A 24,467-nucleotide genomic window follows, 5' to 3' on the forward strand; every position below is an offset into this window, starting at 1 on the left:
CGACCCCCGCGCCGTTGGAGAACGCGAACCTGTTCCCCTCGATGGCGATCTTCTTCACGTCCCCGCCACCGGCCATCGTCGTCCACGCGCCGTACACGCCCTCCTTGACATAGAACGAGCCGTCCAGAACCGCGCCGATCCAGTTGCCTTCCAGGACGAAGTCACTGGCCCGCCCGTCAGGGTTCAGCGTCGCCCACGGCGCGTCACGGCCGTCCTTGGCGAAGACGACACCGGCACTGTTCATGAACGCGATCCGGTCGCCGCTCAGCTTGAACGACTTCACATCGCCGCCACCCGTCATCTTGTGCCATGTGTCGTGCAGCCAATCCTTGATGTACAGCTCGCCGTCCAGGATGGCGCCGATACGGTTTCCCTCCGTTTGAAAGGCGGAAGCCCGCCCGTCAGGGTTCAGCGTCGCCCACGGCGCGTCGCGGCCGTCCTTGGCGAAGACGACCCCCGCTCCGTTGGAGAAGGCGAACCGGGACACCGTCACCATGACAGGACTCGGAGTGTCGTCGCCGCCTGTCCCGCCGCCGTCCCCGCCCGGCGAGTGAGTGAGGCGCCAGGCCGTCTGCTGCCCGTACTCCCTGAGGATGTTCCGCTCGCTGCAGCAAGAGGCGTAGCTGGTATGGATGTCGGATGTCATCCCCGCCCGCACGGCGGACGCCAAGGTGGTGTCGTAGCGAGCGTCGCAGACACCGTCACCGTCCCGGCATATGTCCCGCGTGACGGCTCGGAACGCAGGAGGCACCGCCTGCCGGCGCAGCATCCCGCGCCCTCCGGAGCCGCTCACCATTGTGCCGCCGGCCGTGATGTTCTGCGCGTAGGGCTGCCCTCCGTCCCTGAACGGATCCGCGATCAGCAGGGCCGCGTGCACGACCGCGGACGCATGGCCGTACTCGTTGTTGATCTGGTGCATCGCCATGTTGACCACTCCTGCTCCCTGCGAGAAGCCGATCAGCGCGATCCGTGTGCCGGGGCATTGAGCGGCGGAGTTCTTGACGAATTCCGCCAGATAATCGGCTCCGATGCTCACCGATCGCCACCAACTCATGTCGTCCACGAGGGGGACGTCCACGTAGTGCCAGACGTCGACGGCCGGGTAGTACAGCGTCGTGGTCGAGATGTCCGACCGCGCGTAGCCGTACGACACGAGCAGGTCGGCTGCGGCCGCTGCCGCCGGCCCGGCCGTGTTGCCCATGCCGAACGGGCCCGTGTAAGCCTCGCCGGATCCCCGCACGCCCACGATGGTGAACTTGGTGCAGTACTGGTCGTCGGCGGAGGCCCGGTGCGGAGCCAGCAACTGGCCGGCGAACGCGATGACCAGGGCGAGCGCGCAGACAAGGACCGCCCTGATCCGGTGTCTTCCGACTGGGCGCAGCCAAGTACGAACTGTCATGAGTTACTTCCCCGTTTCGCTGGGGCCGTGACCGATACGTTGGGAAGTTCCGTACGTGGATCAACTCACCGACGCGGCCCGGTCCGACAGGCCCGATGGACCGCGCCAGTCTTCATCGCCCGCCTCCTCCGGGGCCAGCCATTAGAGAGACATCGAAAAGTGCCGTCCGGCTACGCGCGGACGAGCTGAGCCCTGTCGCCCGGCGGAGGAGGGCATCAACAAGGTGGGCGGCCCCCCTCACGGGGAGGTGAACGTCGGCTGCGCCGTTCGCCGTGCTCACCGGCACGCGAAGTCATGGATTCGTTCCCACGGCCGGTGAGGTGCCGGCGCCTCGCGTCAGGCCACCGCGGCCCGGCCCCCGCCGTGGTCGTCTGCGATCGGGCTCACCTTCGCCCCCTCATGGCCGCTCCAGACGAACTTCCCGGGGCGAACCTCCATGCGGTACCGGACTTCGTGCACAGCGGCGCAGGCTTCCAGCCAGCAGCTGTACAGGGCGGCCTCGAGCTGGCTGGCCCGCCCGCTCATGATCCGGTCCCGTGTGTCGTTCATCCGGGCGGTGATCAGGTTCGCCGCCCACTCGACGTACTGGCGTGCCGTGTTTTCCAGCTGGGCGACCAGCCGCTGCCGCTCGCCGGGTATGAAGCGGCCGCGGTATCGGTCGAGGACGTCGAGCAGGCCGGCGACCGCCTCGGCTGCGCGTCGTGCCTGGCTGGTCGCCGTCAAGCCGCTGTTCGTGGGCTGGGGCTGGGGCTGTGACTGTCGACCCCTGCGGCGGGCGGGTGCGGGTGGCGCGCTGATGCCCACAACGCGTTCCTTGCGCAGTAGCAGGTCGGTGGCGCGGCGCAGCAGTTCGTTCTCCTCGGCGCTCGCGCCGCCGTGCACGGCAGCCTCTGCGCGGTTGAGGCAGCGGCGCAGTTCGCTCACTGTCCGGCCTGCTTCGACGGCCTGTTGGAGAGCGGCGAGGACCTCCGCGCGTTCATCGCGTGCTTGAACGGCGGCCACCGGCCGGGCCGCGGGTGGAGTCTCGGCGGGTGCGGAGCGGTGCGGTGTGATGCCGAGGGGCCGGAAGGTGCGGCGTAGTCGGCCAGCAGCGGATGTAGACCGGTTTGGGAGGCAGCCGCCGCCTGAGAGGGAATCGAAATGTTCACGGGCTTCGACAGCAGCACTGGCACGGAGAGGTTGCTGCTGGGTGCGATGGCCGACGCCGTCGGGGTCTGGTGCTCCGACCCATCAGTGCGCCGGCTTCAGGCAGGTGGAAGCGGCCCTGCGACGGTGACCGTGCCGGTCCACCAGTCCGGTTGATCGGGTGCGGGCCAGAGGACGTCGAGCCGGCGGTGGGTGAGTTCCTCCGCCGGGGAACAGGCCGTGCAGGTGGGCATGGGCGAAGCACAGCCAGCGGGCCTCGCAGTGGAAGCCCAGGGGCCACGGCCAGGGTGACCAATTCCGCATCGGTCAGCCTCGGCGGCCGGCCACGCCACCGCGAGGTCTTCAAGTAGTCGTCGATGTGCACGTACAGTGCGGTCAAGAGGGTGTCTAACTCGGTCGTCACAACCCGATGTTGGACACCCTCCCTGCGTCCGTGAACCCCGCATTCGGAACTACTCGTCTAGCTCTTGTGCCTGCTCATCGAACTTGATTGTGACCTGCTGTTACTCAGCTGCAGTGGGTGGTGTGTTCGTTCGGTGGGGGGCTTATGCGGCGCTGAGGGGTCGGTGACGGCTAGCGCGTGGGCTGAGCCGGCTGTTTGGCTGCGCAGTGAGCTGAGTGCGGTGGTGATGCGCGCGCCGCCAACCACGGGACAGCGCAGCGCATTGAGTGACTGGCGATGGGGGGCGAAACGAGCGCCGGCGAAGCCCTGCTGACGCCGAGGGAAGTCGAGTGTGCACGCCGCTGACACCGCCGCGGCGGCGGGGCCGGCGTACTGCCGTGACGGCGCCGTTCCCGCTGCGGCCACCGGCTCCCCGCCCGCTGTCAGGACTGTTCGGGAGAGCCGATCCCGCGCAGTATCCCGAAGGCTTGCAGCAGGGGCGCTGGGCCCGTGTCCGTGAGGCCGGAGGCCCGGCGCGCCCTGCGGGTGCGCAGTACGGCGCGGACCGCGGACAGGGCCGCGCACGCGATCACCGCGGCCGTGAGATCGGCGTCCGGCGTGTCCGGCGGCAGTCTGCGCTCGACCAGGAGGGTGAGTCGCTCCTCGAAGTCGGAGAAGGCCTGGACGAGCCGGGCCGTGACGACGTTCTCGATGCCTTGGACCGGATGGCTGAGGGCGGTCAGAGTGGAGGCGGCGAACGGCTCGGCCGCCTCCAGCAGGGCGTTGCACACCGCGTCGAGGGGTTCCTCGCCCGCCGGACGCCGGGCCAGGGCGTCCTCGACGTAGGCGAAGATCTCGACGCCGTCCGGCAGCAGCAGCGCCTCCTTGCTCTCGAAGTAGCGGAAGAAGGTGCGCACGGAGACGTTCGCGTATGCGGCGATGTCCGCGACGGTGGTGCCTTCGAAACCGCGTTCCTTGAACAGGCGCGCGGCTCCTTCCAGAAGGCGGTGCCGCGTCTCCTCCTTCTTGCGTTCGCGCAGTCCGGCGGGGGCGATCTCACTGGGCATGGACCGAAGCCTCCCGCCAAGGTGTCGCGACTGTCAATTGACACACATGCCACCCCCACGGCTGACATCTTTGCCACCCCTACGGCCCGTCGGGTCCCGAGTGCAGGCCCTCCCGGGGGTCGTCGCACTCGTAAATGTCATCACTGCCAATTGTCATGCATGCCATTTCTTCTCTAGGGTTCCTGTCACTCGTGACACTTTTTCCAGGAGGCCACGGTGACCCGACCTCTGCAGCACCCACCCCCGCCGAGCGGGGCGCTCCCCGCCGCCCCTCCGGCGACGGCCCGCCACGGACTCGGCCGCCTCGGCGGCTTCTGCGCCCGGCACCCGGCAGCGGTGATCGCCGCCTGGCTGTTGGTTCTCGTCGCCGCCCTGGCGGGACGGCATCTCGCCGCGCCCACCTTCAGCGACCAGGTCAGCCTGCCCGGCACCGCCTCCCACACCGGCGCCCATCTCCTTGCCGCCTCGATGCCCGAGGCGGGCAGGCCGGGGGGCAAGGTCGTGTTCCACACTGGTTCCGGCGGCGTGGCCGACCAGCGGTCGGCGCTCGAGCGGACCCTGGCCGAGCTGCGGGACCTGCCGCACGTCACTGCCGTCTCCGCGCCCGTCACCAGCGCCGACGGACGCACCGCGTACACCGCGATCTCCTTCGACGAGCAGCTGAAGAACCTCGGCCACGACTACATCGGGCGACTGGACACGGCGACCGGCCCCGCCCGGGCGGCGGGGCTCGGCGTCGCCTACGGCGGCGATCTGGATCAGGTGGTCCGTGCACCGGCCGACGACAAGCTGAGCGAGGGCGTAGGCGCCGTCACCGCCCTCGTCGTCCTGCTGCTGGCCTTCGGCAGTGTCCTCGCCGCACTGCTGCCGCTGATCACCGCGCTGATCGGCGTCGGGGTCGGCCTCGGCATCGTGGGCATCGTCGCCGCCACCCTCTCCTTCGCGACCTCGGCCACCACCCTGGCCGGCATGATCGGCCTGGGTGTCGGCAACGACTACGCCCTGTTCCTGACGACGCGCTTCCGCCAGGACCTCATCGAGGGGCGCGAGCCGGCCGACGCCGTGGCCCGCACCGCGCACACCAGCGGACGCGCCGTCCTCGTCGCCGCTCTGACCGTGGCCGTCGCCATGCTCAGCCTCTACGCCTGCGGACTGACCTTCATCGGCAAGATCGGCCTCGCGGCCACCCTCGCCGTCGTCGTCACGGCCGCTGCCGCGCTCACCCTCGTGCCGGCGGCCCTGGGGCTGGTGGGCAGGCGCATCGACCGGTTCCGGCTGTGCCGCCCGGTCGCCGAGGGCGCGGCGGCCGGCGACGGCCGGAACCGCTACGCGAACCTCGTCGCCCGGCGCCCTCGGACATTCCTCGCCGTCGGCGTCGCCGTCCTCGGCGTGTGCTCGCTGCCCCTGCTGTCGATGCGCCTCGGCCACGTCGACGCCGGTGCCGACCGACCCGGCAGCAGCAGCCGAACCGCCTACGACTGGATCGCGCACGCCGACGGCCAGGGCTTCGGAGCGGGGGCGAACGGCCCGATCGTCACCGTCGTCGACGTGAGCGGCGCGAAGTCGCCCGTCGACCGGATCACGGGCGATGTGACCACGGCCCTGAGAACCACCCGCGGCGTGGCCGCCTTCACCCCCGTCAAGGCGAGCGCCGACGGGAGGATCCTCGTCACCACGCTCACCCCGACCACCGGTCCGCAGGACGCCGCCATCGGTGACCTGCTCGCCACCCTCTCCGCGCGGACACTGCCGGAGGCCCTGCACGGCACGGGGGCCAAGGCCTATCTGACCGGCACCGTGGCCGGCCAGGCCGACTTCCGGGACACGATCGGCGAACGGTTGCCGATCGTCATCGGCATCGTCCTGGTCCTCGCCTTCCTGCTGCTCATGACGGTCTTCCGCAGCCTGGTGATCCCGCTCAAGGCCGTCGTGCTCAACCTGTGCACCACGGCCGCGTCCTACGGCGTGCTCGTCGCGGTCTTCCAATGGGGGTGGGGCGACTCGCTGCTGGGGCTCTCGGAGCCGGTGCCCATCGAGTCGTACGTGCCGATGATGATGTTCGCGATCGTCTTCGGGCTGTCCATGGACTACGAGATCTTCCTGCTGTCCCGGATCGCCGAGGTCTGGCACCGCACCGGCGACAACCGGCTCGCCGTGGGGGAGGGGCTGTCCGCGACGGCGCGCGTGATCTCCGCTGCCGCGTTCATCATGACCGCGGTGTTCCTGTCCTTCACCGCCTCACCGACCGTGGTCGTGAAGATGCTCGCCCTGGGGCTGGCGATCAGCGTGATCGTCGACGCCACGGTGGTCCGCCTGATCCTGGTGCCGTCCGCCATGTTCCTCATCGGCCGGGCGAACTGGTGGATACCCCGCCGGCTCGACCGAGTCCTCCCGCGCCTGCACGCCTGACCGCCCGCCGACCGATCCGGAGCAGTGACCACGTGAGACTGAACCCCCGCGGAAAGCCCCGCCTCGTCCTGGCTGCCGCCGCCGCGACCCTGACCCTGCTCACCAGCGCGACCGACCTCCTGGTCGAGCACCGCACCGAGGAGCGGATCGGCGCCCAGGCCGCGCGCCGGCTGAAGCCGGACGGCCCGGTGCACGCCGACCTCACCACCCCGCTGGCGGGCCTGCGCACCCTGGGAGGGGAGGTCGGAGACGTCGAGGTGAGTGCGAAAGGTGTACACCGGCAGCACGCCGTGCTGGATGTGACCGTCTGCCTGAAAGACGTTACGACGAACGGCGACAGCGCCGGCGGCACCGCAACCGCCATCGTGGGATACGACCAGGTGACCCGGCGCCTGGGCGCGATGGGCAACGGCCTGACCGTCGGCGGCCAGGCCGGCGACCTGATCCTCGTAGGGAGCGTCGGCCGCCTGAGTCTGCCGGTCACCGTGCGGGCGACCCTGTCCACGACCGCGCACGCCTTCACCGTCACGCCCACCACGGTGAGCGTCCTCGGCCGAAGCGTGGACGTCGACGACCTCGCCGAGCTGTCGGCCACCTCCGGACTCCGCGACGAGCTGGGGCCCAGGACCGTGGCCGTCACCGCACTGCCCCACGGCGTCACGCTCACATCGGCGCGTGCCGCCGGCGACGGCCTCGTCCTCGGCTTCTCCATCGCCGCCGGGCCGACACCGAGCGCGGGAGGGAAAGCCGTCTGACCGTCCGAGCGGCGGGCGCCCGGGAGACGCCCCCGGGCGCCCGCCGCCGACCTGCGAGCAGCACCAGCCCACCGGAGCCGTGGAACCCGGCGCATACCGACGCGACAGCCGGGCGCTGAACCCGCCCAGACCCGGAAAATCCCCACCCCCACTCACCACAGTGGGCCCGTCAACAAGCTGACGGACCCTCATGAACGATCCAGGCTGGGGTACGGCTCCTCGGGGAACGCCTCCCTGTCTACGCGGTGGAGTTCGGCCAGAACGGCCTCGATGACGCCTCTCGTCGTCAGTGGGGGGTCGTCGTGACAGAAGGTCCGCGACCTTGAGGGAAGGGGATCCACCGCGCCTGCGGTGTCGGTACCGTGAGTGAATGACTTTTCGGCAGGGGGATCTTCAGGTGCGGAATGCCGATGTGCCGTGGCATGTATTCGATCCGATCGCCTACGTTGATCACAACTACCGCGACCTTCAGGCAGAGGACGAGGAGATCCTGCGCATCGTTCGCGATCATTTTGACGGCCATTTCCGAAACAGGGACGTCGGCCGGGCCACCGGTATCGATGTGGGTGCCGGGGCCAACCTCTACCCCGCCCTCTCCATGCTCCCCTGGTGCGACGAGATCACCCTCCTGGAGCACTCGTCCGCGAACGTGAGGTATCTCGAAAGTCAGGTCGACTCCTACGGCACGAACTGGGACCAGTTCTGGAACGCCCTCTGCGAACACGAGGCTTACAGCTCCCTTGACCTGGATCCGCGCGACCGGTTCCGCAGGGTCGTCAAGGTCGAGCAGGGCAGCATCTTCGACCTGTCGCGACACGAAGGGCACTGGTCCGTGGGGACCATGTTCTTCGTCGCGGAGTCGATGACCGCCTCGCACCAGGAGTTCAGGTGGGGCGTCGAACGCTTCATGCGCACCCTGGCTCCCGGCGCCCCCTTCGCTGCGGCCTTCATGGAACATTCCGAGGGCCTTCAAGTGGGTGAACATTTTTTCCCCGCCTGTGACGTCGGAGAATCCGAGGTCCGCGCGAGCCTCGAACCGTTCGTGGGCGACTTCAAGGTACAGAGGCTCGCAGCCACGGCCTGTGTACGCGAGGGATATGCGGGAATGATCCTGGCCCACGGCTGGCGTCGAAATGCGGAGGCGGGCAGTCCGGCCGTTTGATCAACTGACGGCGGGGCGGCCTGCGTGAGGGGCATGGGATGCAGATCAAGCCACGCCGGAATCTGCTGGACATCTGGCATGCCCTCGCCCGCCACTCCTTCCAGCAGGAGCAGTGGGACTGGGGCGAGTGGGGCGGGAAGAGCAGCGTCGCCGACGCCGCGCGGCTGCTCTGCCTGCTGTACCCGGCCACGGAGATCCCCGAGTTCCGGCTGGACGACCCGGACACCACACAGCAGGACGTCCAGCAGGCACTCAAGAAGGCCGGAGGGCGGCTCGACCTGCCGGCCAACCTCGTCAAGGCCGCGTCCGAGTTCATGCGCACCCACACCGGCGAGGACAAGTGGCCCACCTTCGGCGGGGGTTACTACTTCGGCTGCGGCGACCCGAACGAGCAACTCACCGAGGATCAACGCCGGCTCGGCGTGGTCGACTCCTTCTCCATGTCGATCACCCTCTGCCTGGCCACGCTCGGCTTCCTCAAGGTCTACGAGACCAGGACCGGGCGCCTCGACATCCGGGAGGCGATCGCCGAGCTGCGTACGGCCACCAGCGACCGCCTCACCGCCGCCATGGTGAGCCTGCTGCGCTCCTTCACCGTCAACGCCTTCGACACCGACTCCCCCCAGGGCCGCGACCTCGGCGAACTCCTCGGCCGGGGAAGGCTGTCGCAGAGCCAGGTGCTGGGCAGGTTCCAGAGCTGCTTCCGTGCGCTGCGCGCCGCGATCGCCGAGAGCGTGTCCCTCGGTATCGACGTCCAGGCAGGGCTCAAGGACGAGAACCAGCTCTTCGAGTGCGGTTGGGCGTGGAGCCTGGTGAGGGACGCCCCCGAGGTCGAGATCGACGAACCCGTCGGGCCGCAGCCCGACGGTGTCGCCGCCCCGGTGCCGTACCTGTACTTCACCGTGGTCGCCCTCGACGGTGTCGAGGACCTGTTCTCCGAGCGCACCCTCACCCTGGGCCTGCTCAGCACCGAACAGCAGAGGCTCGCCGAGGCGCTCCGGCTGCGGTGGGAGCTGACCCAGCGGTACTGGTCCGGCGTCGCCCGCTTCGACTCCGACCGCTGGCCCTTGGAGGACATCCCCTGGCGTACGACGGGACAGGAGCTGGAGCCCGAGTACTTCTCCCTCTCCGTCGCCGCCATCCTCGTCCACGACCCGATGCGGCGCCCGGCCACCGACGACGACCTGGCCCGCACCGTCACCGTCATGGAACGCCTCGCCGAACGCGGCCGCATCACCAGCCGGATGACGCGCGACGACCCCATGGTCCACCGGCTGCACAACGTGGGCGTCCGCCTGCCGTTGCCGGGCGGCGAGCGGCTCGGTCCGCCCATGACCTGGTCCTTGACCGACTTCTCGGCGCAGCTGCTGAAGCGGACCATCCAGCTGTGCACGCTCTCGCGCAACCTCGACTCGCACGACCGGCTGCTCGGACTCGCCGAGGAGGTCCTCGACCACCTGTGGTGCCGCCGGATCGGGGAGGGCGAGGGGACCGGCCTGTGGGGCGACGTGCACGCCGCCCATCCCGGGGCGGAGATCCCCGAGCGCCGGGTGCCGGTGTCGTGGACCATCACGGAGCGGATCGTCGAGGTGATGGTCCAGGCTTACCGGATGTACCGGCAGCCGCCGATCCGCAGACTCGAACTCACTGAGCTGGCACGGGCGTTGCTCGGCGAGGCCGGCCATCTCCTGGGCAGCGAACAGATGGAGCCCGCCCCCGTGGACGGCAGCCTGCACGGGATGCAACTGAGGGACATCGAGCTCAAGCTGCGCCGCGCCCGCCGTCTTCTGGACCAACAGCCGGGCACCGCATACGCGTTGGCACTCGGCGTGCTGGGACAGCTCGACGCGCTGGCCCGGGCCCGCGAGACCGCGACCCGGGGATGGTGACACCGTGCTGACCTTCGCCGCCTCCGACAAGGGAGGCGCCTGCCGCTCCGTCACCAGCGCCAACCTCGCCTACCACCGGGCGCTGGCCGGGGACGACGTCTGCTACCTGGACTTCGACTTCGGCTCGCCCACCGCCTCGGCCGTCTTCGACGTGGCCGACGCCTGCCGGGCCGTCGAGGACCGCGACCTGCACTCCTACCTCATGGGGGAGGCCGGGGAGCCGGAACGCATCGACGTCTGGGCCGGGACCGAGCACCAGGTGCTGCGCGACCGGCCGCCCGGCGCCGGCCGCCTGGTGCTGATGCCCGGCGACGTCAGCGGCGGCGAGTTCGCCACCACGGGCGACCATGTGCGGCTCTGCGCCGACCTGCTGATGAAGCTCCATTACGAGTTCGACCTGGTCGTGGTGGACCTCAGCGCCGGCCGCTCGTACGCCGTCGACATGGTCCTGGAGGCCACCGCGCAGCCCGAGATGAGGGAGATCACGGCCCGCTGGCTGGTCTTCCACCGCTGGACCCGGCAGCATGTGGCGGCCACGGCGGGCCTGGTCTTCGGCGAGCGCGGCATCGTCGCCGCGGGCGTGCAGCGCGGCCACGACGAGGAGGCGCTCCACTCCGCCGTCCGCTTCGTCCGGGCCGCCGTACCCGATCCCGCGTCACCACTGTGGTTCCAGGTCTCGCCCGCCCAGGCGGCGTGGCTGCACAGGGCCGACGACGACCTCAGACATCTCGCCTCCGCCCTCGGCATCGGCTGCAGCCGGATCCTCGGTTCCGTACCCCTCGAACCGGTTCTGCAATGGCGTGAGCAGCTCATCACCGAAGAGGATGTGCTCGACAGCCGGATCGCCAACAGGGAGACCTGGGAGGCATTCAGTCGGCTGGCCGCCCGGCTCACCGACGACAAGTACTGGGGACCCGTGTGAGAGCGGCGCCGGCGGAACCGTGACGGGCGCACGCACGCAGGTTCGGATGGTCTCGAAGCTCTCCGGCGACAACATTGCCCTGGACGGGCGCCGGGAGTTTCGGACGCGGGAAACGAGCAGTGGCTGCCAGTGCGGTGCGGCGCCGGAGTGGCAGGGCTCACCACGGCGGTGTGCCTGGCGGAGTCCGCAATGGACGTCCGGGTGGACGCCGATCAGCCGCCCGGTGCGACGACCTCGGCAGCCGCGGGTGACATGCCCCGCTACCTCGACTACCTTGTGCGCCGGCTCGCGCCGGCCGGCGGTTCGGATGCGCCGTCACCACGACAACACCCTCGACGATCTGGGTCGACGGCGGCTACCGCAAACACTTCCTCGAGCACGCCGCCACCCTCGGCATCGACCTCGAAATCGTTCAACGACCCGCCGGGACCAGAGACTTCACCCCGATACCGAAACGGTGGGCGGTCGAGCGAACCTACGGCTGGCTGATGCTCCACCGCCGCCTGGCCCGCGACCACGAAACCCTCCCCGAACGCTCCGAAGCCATGATCCACCTCGCCATGACCGACCTCATGGCCCGCCGCCTCACCGGCGAGAACACCACCTCCTGGCGCAACCCGACATCACCGGACCAAGCCCGCATCGCGGGATGAAACAACGGGAGAAAACGTCCTCTCAGCACCCACTCACGCCTGTTCCGCTACGGGCCACATGACGTCCGAACTTAAGTCGAAAGCGGCCTGACACATGTCGAAATACTTAGAGTAGAGGCCAGGATTCTCCGCCTGGTTCACGTAGAACACCGGACGTTCCCGCCCCGTGACTGCCGTCATGAGGGCGAACATGAGGTCGCCGGATAGCGCGGTATTGTCCGGGTCAACAAACCAGAAGGTGTCGAGCAGTAGGCCGATTTTCTTTATCTTGAGTTGCTTCCGCAGTCGCTGGTGGATCTCGCTTCCCGTCCGCGCGGCGATGAACCGGTCGATGTAAAAGCGCGATTCCGGCCTCGTGAATACAGCCTTCAGGCCTGAAAACTCCGACAGGGCATTACCGAAGATGACCTTGTTATATGTATAGAGGATTTTCTCGTCCCATAGGTCGGCTATGAGGATACGGACTCTTTTCGATGGATCTTCTACGAGCGAGTCCAGCAGTGCACCGAACATCTCCTCGTTATTGTATAAATTGAGCAGGAGATTGAGGTTGTTTCCGACGAGGAAGAGTTCGCGCTGGTATTGCTCGAAGACTCCAGGCATCTGGAAATTCCGCGACCCAGCGATGTTGTCGTTGTAGGTCAAGGTTCCGGTGAAACGATCGGGAAGCAGTCGCTTACTGTCCACCGTTTCACTGATCGCACGCTCCAACTGAGGAAAAGTCCGGTGGAACTTCTCGCGGAATTCGATCACCTGCGTGTCGTCGAGGTTGAGGAGCTGGCAGATCTTCTCGGTCAGACGTCGAACGTCCTGAACGTCGCGCAACGACACGGCCTGGAAGTCCGCCAGGGGAGGGCACAGCGCACGCAGTTCGCCCGGGGAGAGGTCAAACAGCAGGGGGAAGACCCTGCCTGCTCGGAGCGACGGATTGAGACACCCGCTCTCATAGATCACCCACGGGCTCCGGGCCGTCCTCTGCGACAGGAAGATGAAGCCGAAGTCGGCTTCATTCAGCGCTTGGTAGATCCTCGGAACTGTGTGCTCGCCCGGTTGGATCTCACGAGAGAAGAAGGAGTCCACGCGCCCTTCGAAGAGCGAACTGAGCCACTGCCGGAAGAGTTGAGCCAACGGTTCGATCCGCGGATCACGAGTGGACCAGCTCAAGAAGGCCTTGGCTTCAGACATGCCGCTCCCTTTCGGACTGATCTACTACAGGGTCATTAGGAAATGCCGGATCTCCAGCACGTCGATCTCGTGAAGAGCCGTCGGGTGTACGACAACAGTGAGTTCACGGGTCACTACCCGGTCCCGCGAGGCCGCCACGAAGGAGAGCAGGATCATCTTCAGCAGGTTCTCCTGGCTTAGCGTGTCGACCCGCGCCAACGCTCCGCCGATGATCGGCAGGGCTAGTGGTTCGCGATGCCCGTGCTCGTAGACCGCCTCCCAAAGTCGGCACAGGCTCACCCAAATTTTCTCGGCGTTGGACTCGGCGACCAGGTTGTTCCCCATACGGCTGTACGCCAGACCGAATACTTTGCGCCCGTTCCGGGACAGGACCGCTACTGTTCCCACCCGGTAGCGCTCGAGTTTTCCCTGCGGTTTGTCCGCACGAGACTCGACCGCTTCAACCATGCTCCATTCCAGTGCCTGAGTCAGTGCGTGATCCAGTTGCTCTTGGTTCCCCGCGTACCAGCGCTGCAGTAGCTGTGCCTGCACACTGGAACGGCTGATCACGAGATCGTTCGCGACGCTCGTGTCGAACGTGTCGGTGAAACCGACGACGATGTGTCCACGCTGATTGAACAGGTCGCCCACGACGACATGCACCCGCGTCCCAGGGTGGCCGAACGAACGTTCTGCCGACGCAGGGGGAAATGCCTGGACCGCTCCCCACGCGACGCTGAGGGCCACGGTGACCATGATCACAAGCAGAGGCTCTGAGAAGGTCAGTGAGAATAGCTGAACTACCAGCTGCACCAGGCCCGACAGAAGGCCGAACGCCGCCAGCGTGTGCGTGAGGAGCACAGACAGACTGCGGCGTCCCCATCGCAGCCGGGCTACGACAGAGCGTCCTGCGATCATCGCGTCCTGGAATCACCTTCGCGCACCGAAAGTCTTCGCATCCCCCGTCCCCCCTCCCCCCGCAGGAGGATTACCCATGGGCGATCCGCTTGAACCGGCCCATGAACGCCAGCACGACCTACCCGCCTGTTCCCCCTGCTGCCCAACATACAGAGACAGCACCGCTCCGGCGCCACCATCTCCTGGAGCCACCTGAGCATCTCCTGCCCACGGCTCGGCATCCCGGCCAACGCCGCCGGCGAGCCGCTCACCTTCTCGCCCCACGACTTCCGCAGGATCTTCGTCGCCTACGTCATCAGGAACGGCGGGCCGCACATCGCCCAGGTGATCTGCGGACACAGGAGCATTGACACGACTATGCAGTACAAAGCGGTCTATCCGGCCGAGACGATCAAGGCCCACCGAGCGTTCATCGCCCTGTGCACGTACGACCTGCCGTGGGCATCCTCTGCACACCCCAGTATCCGCAGCGCATGCACGCACCTTCCTGGCCGGGATGGACTTCTTCCCCTTCGCCGATGTCTCAGTGCCTGTTTTCGATCCCCCGTTATGGGTAGCTTTGGGCCCTAGGCTGGCTGGGTGTCCGAAGACGCCGGGGAGGTCGGGGAACGGGTGTGCGGGGGCTGTGGTGAACGGCTGCGGCCGGACGTACGGCCCGCTGCCGTGTACTGCTCGGCGGCATGTCGTGCCAGGCAGTGGCGCCGGGACCGCCGGTTGCGCAAGCGGGTGGTCGCTGAGCTGAGTGGCACCGGCCGCCGAGTGTCCCGAGTGCGGGGCGACTTGGGTGGCCGGGGTGGATCGGCGTTCGAATGCCGTGTACTGCTCGCGGCGGTGCGTCATGAGGGCCTGGCGGGCCCGGAAGGAAACGTTCGGCGAACGGTCACAGTGACCGCATCGCGAACGCATCCGGATCTCAACTTCGGTCGCAAATCGGTCAATTGCGGTCGTCCGTTGTGATCGTCGCATTTTCGGTCTGACTCTCAGTCGAGAGCAGGACGGGTCTCGCCGCGGCCACTGGCCGTGCAACTGTCGCCCCACCAGACCCGCTCGGGCCTGGCCTGCCTGCGCGACACCATCACCGAACGCGGCTGGCCGCCGCTGATCTGGACGAGGCCGGACGGCTACAAGTTCTGCGCCGACCCTGCCGAACTCCAGGCATACGAGGTCGCGGTCATCCGCGGCAAGCTCACCGAGATCCGCCGGTTCATCACCGGGACCGTCGCCCCGCACGCCGTCCTTCAGCCCAAGGGCCGGTGGATCAAACACCTCAACACCCAGCTCAACTCGGTTGAGTCCACACTCGATGTCATCGCCGACTACACCGACGCCTGACCGGTGGGCCCGGCCGCGAAGCGGCCGGGCCCACCCCTTCTTCCAAGGAGGGAACGTTGCCGCGCAGGCGCTGCTACCCCTCAGACACCTGGGACGACGAGTGGGCCCTGCTCGAACCACTGCTGCCGACACCGGCCTGCGAGACCCCGGTCGGAGGCCGCCCCGAGAAGCACCCGCGTCGGGAGGTGGTCGACGCGATCCGCTACGTCGTCGACAGCGGATGCAAGTGGCGGGCCCTGCCCAAGGACTTCCCGCCCTGGCGCACCTGTTACGGGTTCATGGCCCGCTGGGCCGCCGCCGGCGTCATCGGACAGATCCGTGACCAGCTCCGCAAACGGATCCGCCGCGAGATGGGCAAGGCGCCCGGAGCGGTCGCCACCGTCATCGACTCCCAGTCGATCAAGGCCGCCGAGACCGTCGGCAAGGACTCCCGCGGCTACGACGCCAGCAAGAAAATCAACGGCCGTAAGCGTCACCTGGTCGTGGACACCAAGGGCCTGCCGCTGTTCGTCATGGTCACCCCGGCCGACATGACCGACCGCAACGCGGCCAAGGAAGTGCTGTTCCGACTGCGGATGATGCACCCCGAGATCACCATCGTCTGGGCCGACTCCGCCTATGCCGGACAGCTCGTGACCTGGGCGAAGACATACCTGAACCTGACGATCAAGACTGTCAGCCGCCCGAAGAACGTCCCCGGGTTCGTCGTTCTGCCCCGGCGCTGGGTCGTCGAGCGCTCGCATGCCTGGGTCATGCACGCCCGTCGACACGCGCGCGACTACGAGCGGCTCATCCAGCACTCGGAATCGCTCATCACCTGGGCCGCGATCACCCTCATGACCAGGCGAATCACCCGCCGAAGCTCCCGCCGGAGCGGACAGCCAGCCTCCCGCGAGGCCCAACGAGAATGATCATCTCGGCCCTGACGGCCAGCAATGCCACCAAGAGGTCACCGGGCCGGGATCGCGGCCCTGAGCAACACTCTCTCACCGCCACCGAAGCCTGTCAGCGACTTCTGGCTCACAGCCACCGCTTGGCTGATTCGACGCTGTCGCCGCCGCTCGTGTTGAACGCGATCGCAGCCTTCGACGCATGACGCCGGACCAGATTCACGACCTGCTCAAAGAGCGGCAGAAGCGGCTCCGGCTTGCGGATCCCACCCCCGATGACGACGACGTCCCAGTCGTGTTCGGACAGCGCTGCAACGATCGCCGGCTCGGCCGACTCATCCAGCTCGATCAGCGTCATGGACGCATCGATGGCGTGTTCGCCGAATCGGGCCAGTTCCTGATCGAGGGCCGCTCGAAGGGCGTCTCCGTCCACACCGGGCACTGCACGCGGGTCGATTCCAAGAATGAGAACGCGGGGCATGCCTAAGAGGACGATCAGCCATCCGCCCAGGTTCCCACGGCACACGGCCGGTGTCCGATCTCAAGGACGACCCCCGGGGGAATGATGCGGACTTCGACAACTTCACGCTCCCAGCGTTTGCGGCAAGCACCCGAACCAGCACGGTTTCGAATCCTGAGCTGGGCAAACGCGCAGCTCAGGATTGAAAACAGGCACTCAGGGGAAGGGGGAGAGGTCTCAGCGTGCCGGGAGGCTCCCTGTCGGGCGGTGTGAGCTGCGGTGATGGGGACAACGTTGGAATCGTTTGCGGCACCGGTCACGGCCCTGGATTCCGGGCCGCCCGAAGGCCGCGCAGTACCCCTTGACCAGGTGGGGCGCGGGTCCGGTTCGGGCTACCGGGCGCTGCTGGCGTACGTCATGATCAGGCTCTCCGCCGTGTCCGCGACTGGGAAGACCGCCGCTTCGGCGCACGCGTCGTCGGCGTCGGCTTCGCCACCCTGCACCTCAGCGTTGCCGCACCACCGAACCGTCTCGAGGACGCCCTGATCATCGCCGCCGAACACTTCGTCTTCTGCCCCCGACAACATCTGGCAGGGCGCCCACCCCAACCTGGCCACGTACGCCGAGCACCTGATCGACCTGAACTGCTGGGGGTTCTGGTGGGACTGGCCCCACCTGAGACCGCCCGGGCAATGATCATTCACCCAACCAGACAGCGACCTTGCAAACCCCACAAATGAGGCAGCTCGCCCCACTCGTGTACAGCCCCCGAGAACAACCCCGAAGGAAGCTCGCCCTCCCCTGCAAGATCAGAAACTCAACACGCTGAACTTGACAGAGAATCAGCAGGCTGGGGCACCCGCAAGACTCTGCAGGTCACTCTCGCACGGCCTGAACTGGTCATGAAAGTGGGAGCCGATGTCGCCCGCAACGCCTCCGGCCGGGAGCAGCACCCGCCGAAGGTCATCGACGACGGGAGTCCGACAGCCCGCAATTGATCTCGCTCGCGCAAAGGACCGTTTGTGAGAGTCGGGGTGACTGCTACGGCGACGATGACGGATCAGCACCCCGACTGCCCCGCCAATGGGACCGTGCCAACATGAAGTAGCTGGTCAGCCTGGTGGCGTGGCAGGGTTCGTGGGTGCTCGTGCTGGTCGGGTGCGTCGGTCTGCGTTCATGATCGTCTGCCACCGGCCGGCTTCGAGGTTGGTGAGGACCAGCAGTGCTCGCAGCAGGTTCGTAGCCCGTGCCCGGTTGAGCCGGAGTCGGGTGAGGATGCGCCAGTTCTTCAGCGCGGCGAAGCCGTGCTCGACGGGGGCGCGGGCGGCGGCGATGATCTGGTTGGCCTGCTTCTGTCCGGCATATCAGGTGACGGATGCTCAGCGATGGCTGAGCCCGTCGGTCAGTCGATGCCTTCGATGATGCGGAAGTCGCGCTCGACGCTGTCGGAGAGGACCACCAGCGCCTTCTGGTAAGCCTCGCTCTCGTATGCCGCGACGGCCTGTTCGAAGCTGTCGAACTCGATCAGAACGACGCGTTGCGTGTTTCCGGCCTCGTGGGCGACGACTCGACCGCCACGGGACAGGAGCCGCCCGCCCCCAGCCTGGACAGCCGGACCGGCCAGCTTGTCGTAGGCAGTCAGCCTCTCAGGGTCGGAAATGGCGCGGTAGACACTGACCCAGTAGCCCTTAGCCATGGAAACCTCCTGTGTTCGGCCGGACATGCCCGGCTGCGAATTGACGCTCAGATTGCTCGATCCCGGCGACAGAGCACCGGGCATGTGTAAGTACGTGCTGATCCGGCCTGGTTCGGCTCTGCCACCCGCGGCTCTGCCGGTTCGCGTCCCGGCGAAGTCTTCCTCGGCGCCCGGCGCCTTCGGCGACGGGGGGAACATGCCGGAGATGGAAACGAAGGCCTACCGGTCGACGGGGACAGCCATGGCGGGCATTCCAGCCCGTCCACGCAGGAGGAGACACGGCCTCATCCGAACCTCGCCGGGTGTCCGCCACCCGCTGGTGCCGTCGGCGTCAGCAGCAGACTGAGGTCGAACGCCGGCGCGCTGTGGGTGATGGCACCGACGGATATCGCGTCGACTCCGTTCTCCGCGACGGCCCTGACCGTGTCCAGCGTGATGGATCCAGACGCCTCGAGTCGGGGTCCTTCCGACCCTCGCAGTGTCACGATGTACCGCATGTCTTCGATGGGCATGTTGTCCAGCATGATCCACTCGACCCCGGTGCGCAGCGCCTCAGCTGCCTGGGCCACCGACTCGACTTCGACCTCGACGGCGATGCCGGCGGCGTTGTGTGCGCGGATGGCTGCGACAGCGGCGCCGACCCCGCCCGCCACGGCGATGTGGTTCTCCTTGAGAGCAGCACCATTGCGGCCAGGTCGAGGCGATGGTTGCTCGCTCCGGCGGTCGCGACCGCGTACTTGTCCAGGGCACGAAGCCCGGGTGCCGTCTTGCGGGTGTCCAGGATTCGCACCGACAGTCCGGTCACCGCGTCCACGAACGCCGCGGCGTGGGTAGCGATGCCTGACATGCGCTGCAGGAAGTTCAATGCGGTGCGCTCCCCAGTGATGATGGCGCGCCACGGTCCGGTCAGTTCCGCCAGGCTCTGTCCTGCCTGAACACGTTCTCCGTCCTTTACGCGCACACTCACCTCGACGTCGTGGCCGAGCTGTCGGTAGACCTCACCGAGAAGCGGGAGGCCGGCGACCACGCCGTCCTGTCGGGCCAGGATGCGCGCGTGCGCACGCGCGTCGGCGGGCACCGCCCAGAGTGTGGTGACGTCGTCGCCGGCGCAGTCCTCAGCCAGCGCGGTTCGCACCGCCGACTCTCGGACCTGCGTATCGATTTCATTGAGCCTCCGGTAGGGAAAACGCGAAATTCGTGCATCCGGTGAAGTAAGTGCAGCGGCCCAGCTTGGGTCGCAGCCGTGCTCTCACAGTCGCAGCCTTCTAACGTGAGCGAGGGTTGCGGCACCGGGGAGCTCGACCCCCGCCGAACTCGGTGAGCAGGCCGGCGCGGGAGTAGCCGACGCCGATGATGGAGACCACCGAGATCAAGGCAATCGTGGCCGCTTGCGCCCCTCGGGAAGATGGTCACGGGCCACGCCCATCCTCAACGCCGTCGAGCGAGGCGTGGAACGTGGTCGCCACGCTGGTGATGAGCGGTGCCCCGAGGCTGGCGACTGCCGCCACGACCAGGGCGATGAACATCAGGGAGGGGCCCAGCAGCCGCGCCTCGGAGTGTTCCCGGGTAGTGCTCATCGGCTGGTCCCGGTCGTGATGGGGAAGAAGTCGGCGAAGCGAGGCGCGCCGGGCTCGTGCGGCACGCGCGTGGCGCGCGCGGCGAAGCTGACGGCGTGGTACCACCCGCACAGCAGAAGCAGATCGAGCAGCTGGAGCTCGTCGAAGACCGACACGAGCTGTGTCCACAGCGCGTCATCGATGTCGGAACGCTCGTGCAGCGCGTCGACGGCGAGGATGAGCAACCGTTCCCGCTCGGACGTCCAGCACTCGTCAGCGGGGCCGCCGTGCACCAGGGATGCCGCCTGCTCGCGGGTGAGCCCGACCCGTTCGGCGAACATCATCATGTGCACGCCCCACTCGTACTCGCAGCCGCACAGCACGCATGTCCGGTCGATGGCGATCTCGCGCTCCCTCATGGCCAGGGTGAGCTGTCGGCCCAGCTCATAGCGCCCCCATCCGTGCATGGCGCCGGCCATCGGGAGGTTCCTGGCGAACATCCGGAACAGCCCGATCGGCGGCACGTCCCGGGCATCATGCGCGCGAGCAGCGCGCCGGCCTGGTCGGCGTACGGCGGTTCCAGCAGGGCTATTCGCGACGGCGCTCCCGTTGCTAGTGCTTCTGTTTTCGAATCACTATGCTGCTTTGAGAATCGAAGCGCAAGGAGGAGAGGGGAACATGGGAGGCGGAACACCGCGGCCCGGCGTACCGGTGCGGGGGTCCACATCGGGACGCCCGGTCATGGCCGCACTCGATCTGCTGGGACGGCGCTGGACGCTGCGCATCCTGTGGGAGCTGAGTCAAGCCCCGGGCGGTTTCCGTGAGTTGCAGCGCCGGTGCGAGCGCATGTCCTCCAGTGTGCTCAGTACCCGGCTCGGCGAGCTGACCGATGTCCGCCTGCTCACTCTGCGCGAGGGCGGATATCACCTCACCCAGCTCGGTGGGGACCTTGTCGACGCCCTCCAACCGCTGTTTGCGTGGAGCCGGCGGTGGGCGGAGGAAGCGGACGCGGGTCCGGCACAAGGATCCCGGCACTGCGATGAGTAGATACGGTCTGCCCGTCACGATCGTCCGCGCGTGTCTGCGCGACGGCCACGGCGGTAGTCCCACCGCGGTGCTGGTCGAGGAGCCGTTGAGTGACGATGAGCGCCGTCGTGTGCCGGTTCTCATGGGAACGTCGCATGCCGTCTTCGTGTCAGTGCACGACAGCCGACGGGGCGGTCCGGTCGTGTCCCTCCGCTTCTTCACCGCCGAGGGAGAACTGCCTGCATGCGGTCATGGGACGGTTGCCGCTCTGGCCTTCATGGCCGAGCGCGCCGGGGGCCGGGAGTATCGAGCCACCATCCATGCGGCAGGGCGTGTCTTCCCCTGGTGGGTCCGTACGGGAGAAGACGCATGTCAATGCCGCCTTCGACCCCGGTCCTGTAGACCTCCGCAGGCCCACAGCGATCGAGTGCGACCTTGTCCTGCCCGCACTCGGTGTCACCTCGGGCACACTCGCTCCCGGTGCCCGCGTCGCCTCAGTGGGGCGGGACTAATCGTCAAGAGTTGTGGTTCGTAGGAGAGAACCGGCCAACGGAGCTTCGATGCGTGTATCGCATGGTCGCCGGTCATCGTCACGCCACCGTGACCAGCAAGCCAAAGAGATCACGCCGACTTGAAATCGTCCTGGGGATTGAGGTGAGGTCCCACTTGCGGGGGAGCAGCCCCCGTCTTGATGGATGATGCCGCTGCGTGCCGCGCGGTGACATCGTGAACCGGTTGGTTCGCCTCGCTCCCACCGGAGTCCATGATGCCTAGTCAGTTCCCGTCGTCAGATGCCCAGATCGCCGCCCCTCGATGGGCGGTGTGCGCGGCCTGGGCGACGGTGCTTTGCACAGTGCCTTCGTGTGTGTGGCGGCTCTCCCTGGGGTTCGGAGTAGATGTCGGTTTCACCGGACGACTCGGTTCTCTCTACACAGGGACCCCGACCATGGTCTACGTGCTGATCCTGTCGGTGGTCTCGCAGGCCGCCGCCTGCCTGACGCTCGGCCTGGTGAAGCCTTGGGGTGAACGGGTGCCGCGCTGGGTTCCGCGGCTGGGCGGCCGCCGCATCCCGCCGCTGGCGGTGGCCATACCCGCCGCAGTAGGCACCGTTGTGGTGACGGGGCTGTGCGCCGCGGTCACCCTGGTGCCAGGAGGGCCACTGGACAACCCCGAATTCCCGCACGGTACGGCGGGAGTGATCATGGACGTCTGCTACGCCCCCCTGCTGGCCTGGGGGCCCCTGGTCGCCGCCCTCACCATTGCCTACGCCCGACGCCGTCGGGCAGGCGAACAGTTCTGGTCAGCTGGCGTACTACTCGAAGAAGCCAGGGCGGGAGGCCGGTCCTGAGCTGAACCGCGATCACGACCTGTAGGCCGGCAGTCATGCGTCGCCATCAGCACCGCGAACAGGTCGAGCGCGTCGTCGACCGCCTGCGCCTCCAGCTGCCGCACCACCGCCGTCAGCAGCGCGGTCCGCCGCGGCTCCGGCGCCCGCTCGATCATCTGCGCCTTGCTCAACTGCCCGTACCGGGCCAACGCCGAGAGCCGGTTCACCGGCACCCGCGACAGGTTCACCCGGCCCAGCGCGAACGCGGAGATCTCCTCCACCCGCTCCATCGCCCGCACCATCGCCGTGCCCGTCGACTTCGTCGGAGGCGTACACAGCCGCTCCAGCTCCGAGACCCGCTTGACCTCCGGAACGTCGAGCAGCCCGGCCAGCGCCGGCGCGAGCGCGGGATCGGCCCGATGGGTCGCCCGGGCCACCGCGTCGTACAGGCGCCGCTCGGCCGCCGTAGGTGTCGGGCAGCCGGTCTCGCCGGTGGGTCCGGCGGATGAGTTGTTTCCAGCGTTTGTGGTCGGCGAGGGCGTGTTCGACGGTGATGCGGTCGGAGGAGTGCCGGTGGCGGTCCTGTTCCCAGCGTGCGTGCACGGGTGGCAGTGCGCTCTTGTTCGGCTTCCTGGTTGGTGTGATCGCCTGGCCTGGATGATCGCGCCTGAGGCCAAGGTAGCCGTCGTCCAGGAGGACCTCCACGTCGGGGAAGTACTGGAAGCAGAGGTCGATGCCCTCGTTGCGTGCGGCGGTCGCGTCGTGCATGCGGCCCGGTCGCAGGGCGTCGGTCCACAGCGTGCGGCCCTGGTGGTCGGCGACGACGGTGGCCTTCATGGTGTTCTGTTTCTTCTTGCCGCAGACGAACCGCTCGGCGTCCCCCGCGTCCGGCCACGGGTCGGCGGACCTGGATTTCGGTGGCGTCCAGGCGCAGCTCGATCCCTTCGGCCTGGGCATAGGCGAAGACGTCCGCCAGTGTTCGTAGCCGCAGACCGGGCCGGTCGGGGACCGCGTAGCCCCGCTGGGCCAGGAGGGTGCGTATCTCCCCGATGGCGCGGGTGATGGTGGAGCGGTCGACGCCGAACAGCAACCCCAGCACCGAGTGCGGCGGATCGTGCCGCAGATGGATGAGCGTGGCCACCAGCCGGTCGGCGAAGACGAGCTGGTGGCGGGCACCGGCTCCTGCGGCCCGTTTCCTCGCCCCGCCTCGCGCTGCGTGGCGGCGGCCTTCCACCGCGGCCTGCCGCTGCTGAGCCGACTCCTCGATCAAGCGGCCCAGATGGCGCTGGGAGATCCCGGTGAACAGCCGATGCGCGAGAACCGCCCGATTGACCATGATCGCCACCAGCAGCTCATGCCATCCACCAGCGAGGACTCCTCACCCGCTATCACGCACCAACTCGTGAGTGAAAGGATCATGTGTATGGCGAGCACCCTTGACCCGTGACCCGCAGGCTGCCGAGGGTCTTCGCTGCCTTGCACCGCTCGCGGTCGCACGTCCAGGACTTGGGCAGGTAGAGCTCCCGGTCGACCAGAGCCCTGTCTGAGGCGGTGGCGTAGGCGGCGAACACCCCGATCCGGCAGTTGTCGATCCTTCCCGAGGTCCCGGTGTACTGCCGGCCGGCCCCGGCCGAGGTGCTGCCCTTCTTGATGAACCCGGTGTCGTCGATGATCAGCACCCCGCCGGGCCCCAGCCGTTCCGCCTCCTCGCCCGGTCATTACCACTGCCCCAGCGGCGGGTGATGAACACGGCGGGAGGCCTGACCCTGGTGAAGGGCCCGCCTGCCGCAGCGCACCCCGGCGACACGCCCCACGCCGAGGGTGCGCTGCCGACCCGGTGGAACCGGCGCGGGTTCCTGGTCGCGGGCTCCGCCGCGGGTCTGGCCCTCGGTGCCGCGGCCCTGGAATGGCTGGTCAAAGACGGGTCGGACCACGACACATCGGGCTCCAGCGGACCGTCGTCGAGCGGCTCCCCGACGATGAAGGTGACGAGTGCACCCTCTCCCGGGCAAACCCTCGCCGCTCACAAGGGCGCCGTCCTTTCGGTGGCGTTCCGCCCCGGCGGAGAGCTCTTGGCCAGCGCCGGCGCCGATCGGACGATCCGGCTGTGGAAGGTGACCGATCCGGCGAAGCCGGCACCGCTCGTCTCTCTCACCGCCCCCACGGACAACGTCGACGCGGTGGCGTTCAGCCCCGACGGCGGCCTCCTGGCCGGCGGCGGCAACGACAACGCGGTCCGGCTGTGGAAGACGACCGATCCCGCGAAACCGAGACCGCTCAGCCGGCTGACCGGCCACACGGGCGCCGTCTTCTC

General features: G+C 67.9%; 24 protein-coding genes and 8 pseudogenes. 16 read left to right on the forward strand and 16 right to left on the reverse strand.

The genetic code is table 11. The features are described from left to right. From ACZ7DL_RS32700 to ACZ7DL_RS32715, 4 genes and pseudogenes are all read right to left on the reverse strand, one after another. A partial coding sequence (locus ACZ7DL_RS32700; protein ID WP_470779770.1) for a cutinase family protein occupies positions 1-1,240 on the reverse strand: 1,240 nt, incomplete at its 3' end. A 495-nt stretch (positions 1,241-1,735) separates the two neighbouring features. Beyond that, a complete protein-coding gene (locus ACZ7DL_RS32705) occupies positions 1,736-2,323 on the reverse strand; it encodes a hypothetical protein (RefSeq protein WP_470779772.1) in 588 nt (195 codons plus the stop codon). Positions 2,324-2,752: 429 nt separating this feature from the next. Then, positions 2,753-2,948: pseudogene (locus ACZ7DL_RS32710) on the reverse strand (IS982 family transposase); the annotation flags it as partial. Between the two features lie 422 nt (positions 2,949-3,370). Further along, on the reverse strand, positions 3,371-3,994 hold the full coding sequence (locus ACZ7DL_RS32715; RefSeq protein WP_470779774.1) for a TetR/AcrR family transcriptional regulator: 624 nt from the start codon (positions 3,992-3,994) through the stop codon (positions 3,371-3,373). Between the two features lie 216 nt (positions 3,995-4,210). Between ACZ7DL_RS32715 and ACZ7DL_RS32720 the strand changes: the two genes are divergently transcribed. The 6 genes and pseudogenes from ACZ7DL_RS32720 to ACZ7DL_RS32745 form a co-directional block, all read left to right on the forward strand. Further along, a complete protein-coding gene (locus tag ACZ7DL_RS32720; protein WP_470779776.1) occupies positions 4,211-6,403 on the forward strand; it encodes an MMPL family transporter in 2,193 nt (730 codons plus the stop codon). A gap of 32 nt (positions 6,404-6,435) precedes the next feature. Further along, a complete protein-coding gene (locus ACZ7DL_RS32725) occupies positions 6,436-7,158 on the forward strand; it encodes a hypothetical protein (RefSeq protein WP_470779778.1) in 723 nt (240 codons plus the stop codon). Between the two features lie 370 nt (positions 7,159-7,528). Next, positions 7,529-8,320: an SCO2525 family SAM-dependent methyltransferase gene (locus ACZ7DL_RS32730; protein ID WP_470779780.1), complete on the forward strand. Its 792-nt coding sequence runs from the start codon at positions 7,529-7,531 to the stop codon at positions 8,318-8,320. Between the two features lie 38 nt (positions 8,321-8,358). Beyond that, complete coding sequence (locus ACZ7DL_RS32735) at positions 8,359-10,209, forward strand: SCO2524 family protein (RefSeq protein WP_470779782.1); 1,851 nt, start codon at positions 8,359-8,361, stop codon at positions 10,207-10,209. A 4-nt stretch (positions 10,210-10,213) separates the two neighbouring features. After that, entirely contained in the window at positions 10,214-11,131 is a 918-nt protein-coding gene (locus ACZ7DL_RS32740) for an SCO2523 family variant P-loop protein (protein WP_470779783.1), read from the forward strand. Positions 11,132-11,469: 338 nt separating this feature from the next. Next, positions 11,470-11,784: pseudogene (locus ACZ7DL_RS32745) on the forward strand (transposase); the annotation flags it as partial. Positions 11,785-11,817: 33 nt separating this feature from the next. Here ACZ7DL_RS32745 and ACZ7DL_RS32750 read toward each other — a convergent pair. Both ACZ7DL_RS32750 and ACZ7DL_RS32755 read right to left on the reverse strand, forming a co-directional pair. Further along, complete coding sequence (locus ACZ7DL_RS32750; RefSeq protein WP_470779785.1) at positions 11,818-12,969, reverse strand: toll/interleukin-1 receptor domain-containing protein; 1,152 nt, start codon at positions 12,967-12,969, stop codon at positions 11,818-11,820. Positions 12,970-12,993: 24 nt separating this feature from the next. Next, a complete protein-coding gene (locus ACZ7DL_RS32755; RefSeq protein WP_470779787.1) occupies positions 12,994-13,809 on the reverse strand; it encodes a macro domain-containing protein in 816 nt (271 codons plus the stop codon). A 276-nt stretch (positions 13,810-14,085) separates the two neighbouring features. Between ACZ7DL_RS32755 and ACZ7DL_RS32760 the strand changes: the two genes are divergently transcribed. The 3 genes from ACZ7DL_RS32760 to ACZ7DL_RS32770 all read left to right on the forward strand — a co-directional run bounded on the left by ACZ7DL_RS32760 (position 14,086) and on the right by ACZ7DL_RS32770 (position 16,109). Beyond that, entirely contained in the window at positions 14,086-14,436 is a 351-nt protein-coding gene (locus tag ACZ7DL_RS32760) for a site-specific integrase (protein WP_470779813.1), read from the forward strand. Between the two features lie 444 nt (positions 14,437-14,880). Then, on the forward strand, positions 14,881-15,198 hold the full coding sequence (locus ACZ7DL_RS32765) for a RacP protein (RefSeq protein ID WP_470779815.1): 318 nt from the start codon (positions 14,881-14,883) through the stop codon (positions 15,196-15,198). Between the two features lie 56 nt (positions 15,199-15,254). Continuing rightward, positions 15,255-16,109 (forward strand): IS5 family transposase, encoded by an 855-nt coding sequence (locus tag ACZ7DL_RS32770; protein WP_470779789.1) that lies wholly within the window; start codon positions 15,255-15,257, stop codon positions 16,107-16,109. Positions 16,110-16,218: 109 nt separating this feature from the next. On the opposite strand, the gene ACZ7DL_RS32775 is transcribed toward ACZ7DL_RS32770, so the two are convergent. After that, entirely contained in the window at positions 16,219-16,569 is a 351-nt protein-coding gene (locus ACZ7DL_RS32775; protein ID WP_470779790.1) for a hypothetical protein, read from the reverse strand. A 452-nt stretch (positions 16,570-17,021) separates the two neighbouring features. On the opposite strand from ACZ7DL_RS32775, the pseudogene ACZ7DL_RS32780 reads away from it, so the two are divergent. After that, positions 17,022-17,288 (forward strand): annotated as a pseudogene (locus tag ACZ7DL_RS32780) (DUF4253 domain-containing protein); the annotation flags it as partial. Between the two features lie 372 nt (positions 17,289-17,660). Here the strand turns inward: ACZ7DL_RS32780 and ACZ7DL_RS32785 are convergent. The 4 genes and pseudogenes from ACZ7DL_RS32785 to ACZ7DL_RS32800 all read right to left on the reverse strand — a co-directional run. Next, positions 17,661-17,891 (reverse strand): annotated as a pseudogene (locus ACZ7DL_RS32785) (transposase family protein); the annotation flags it as partial. Positions 17,892-17,950: 59 nt separating this feature from the next. Beyond that, entirely contained in the window at positions 17,951-18,244 is a 294-nt protein-coding gene (locus ACZ7DL_RS32790) for a DUF1330 domain-containing protein (RefSeq protein ID WP_470779792.1), read from the reverse strand. A gap of 284 nt (positions 18,245-18,528) precedes the next feature. Then, positions 18,529-18,897 (reverse strand): nicotinate-nucleotide diphosphorylase, encoded by a 369-nt coding sequence (locus tag ACZ7DL_RS32795; RefSeq protein ID WP_470779794.1) that lies wholly within the window; start codon positions 18,895-18,897, stop codon positions 18,529-18,531. Between the two features lie 77 nt (positions 18,898-18,974). Next, positions 18,975-19,322, reverse strand: a pseudogene (locus ACZ7DL_RS32800) (beta/alpha barrel domain-containing protein); the annotation flags it as partial. Between ACZ7DL_RS32800 and ACZ7DL_RS32805 the strand changes: the two are divergent. After that, positions 19,221-19,454: a hypothetical protein gene (locus ACZ7DL_RS32805; protein ID WP_470779819.1), complete on the forward strand. Its 234-nt coding sequence runs from the start codon at positions 19,221-19,223 to the stop codon at positions 19,452-19,454. The pseudogene ACZ7DL_RS32800 and the gene ACZ7DL_RS32805 overlap by 102 nt on opposite strands. 199 nt (positions 19,455-19,653) lie before the next feature. Here the strand turns inward: ACZ7DL_RS32805 and ACZ7DL_RS32810 are convergent, their stop codons facing one another. Both ACZ7DL_RS32810 and ACZ7DL_RS32815 read right to left on the reverse strand, forming a co-directional pair. Beyond that, the gene (locus ACZ7DL_RS32810; RefSeq protein ID WP_470779796.1) at positions 19,654-19,821 is read right to left on the reverse strand and encodes a hypothetical protein; all 168 of its coding nucleotides are present in this window, start codon (positions 19,819-19,821) and stop codon (positions 19,654-19,656) included. Next, on the reverse strand, positions 19,818-20,324 hold the full coding sequence (locus tag ACZ7DL_RS32815; protein WP_470779798.1) for a carboxymuconolactone decarboxylase family protein: 507 nt from the start codon (positions 20,322-20,324) through the stop codon (positions 19,818-19,820). The genes ACZ7DL_RS32810 and ACZ7DL_RS32815 overlap by 4 nt, the downstream gene beginning before the upstream one ends. A gap of 154 nt (positions 20,325-20,478) precedes the next feature. Here ACZ7DL_RS32815 and ACZ7DL_RS32820 point away from each other — a divergent pair, with 154 nt between their 5' ends. The 3 genes from ACZ7DL_RS32820 to ACZ7DL_RS32830 all read left to right on the forward strand — a co-directional run bounded on the left by ACZ7DL_RS32820 (position 20,479) and on the right by ACZ7DL_RS32830 (position 22,174). Beyond that, positions 20,479-20,847 (forward strand): winged helix-turn-helix transcriptional regulator, encoded by a 369-nt coding sequence (locus ACZ7DL_RS32820; RefSeq protein ID WP_470779800.1) that lies wholly within the window; start codon positions 20,479-20,481, stop codon positions 20,845-20,847. Then, positions 20,840-21,361 (forward strand): PhzF family phenazine biosynthesis protein, encoded by a 522-nt coding sequence (locus ACZ7DL_RS32825; protein WP_470779802.1) that lies wholly within the window; start codon positions 20,840-20,842, stop codon positions 21,359-21,361. The genes ACZ7DL_RS32820 and ACZ7DL_RS32825 overlap by 8 nt, the downstream gene beginning before the upstream one ends. Before the next feature lie 411 nt (positions 21,362-21,772). Then, positions 21,773-22,174, forward strand: coding sequence for a hypothetical protein (locus tag ACZ7DL_RS32830; RefSeq protein ID WP_470779804.1), 402 nt, complete (start codon positions 21,773-21,775; stop codon positions 22,172-22,174). Between the two features lie 38 nt (positions 22,175-22,212). Here the strand turns inward: ACZ7DL_RS32830 and ACZ7DL_RS32835 are convergent. Next, positions 22,213-22,614: pseudogene (locus ACZ7DL_RS32835) on the reverse strand (Tn3 family transposase); the annotation flags it as partial. Between the two features lie 4 nt (positions 22,615-22,618). After that, positions 22,619-23,387, reverse strand: a pseudogene (locus ACZ7DL_RS32840) (transposase); the annotation flags it as partial. Here ACZ7DL_RS32840 and ACZ7DL_RS32845 point away from each other — a divergent pair. Next, positions 23,277-23,600, forward strand: a complete 324-nt coding sequence (locus ACZ7DL_RS32845) for a hypothetical protein (protein WP_470779821.1) — start codon at positions 23,277-23,279, stop codon at positions 23,598-23,600. The pseudogene ACZ7DL_RS32840 and the gene ACZ7DL_RS32845 sit on opposite strands and share 111 nt — an antisense overlap. Positions 23,601-23,622: 22 nt before the next feature. Here ACZ7DL_RS32845 and ACZ7DL_RS32850 read toward each other — a convergent pair. Continuing rightward, a pseudogene (locus tag ACZ7DL_RS32850) lies at positions 23,623-23,853 on the reverse strand (transposase); the annotation flags it as partial. 42 nt (positions 23,854-23,895) lie between these two features. Between ACZ7DL_RS32850 and ACZ7DL_RS32855 the strand changes: the two are divergent. Continuing rightward, positions 23,896-24,467 (forward strand): WD40 repeat domain-containing protein (locus ACZ7DL_RS32855; protein ID WP_470779805.1); only part of this gene is annotated, 572 nt, incomplete at its 3' end.

It is taken from the genome of Streptomyces sp. NPDC036984 (assembly GCF_055607665.1).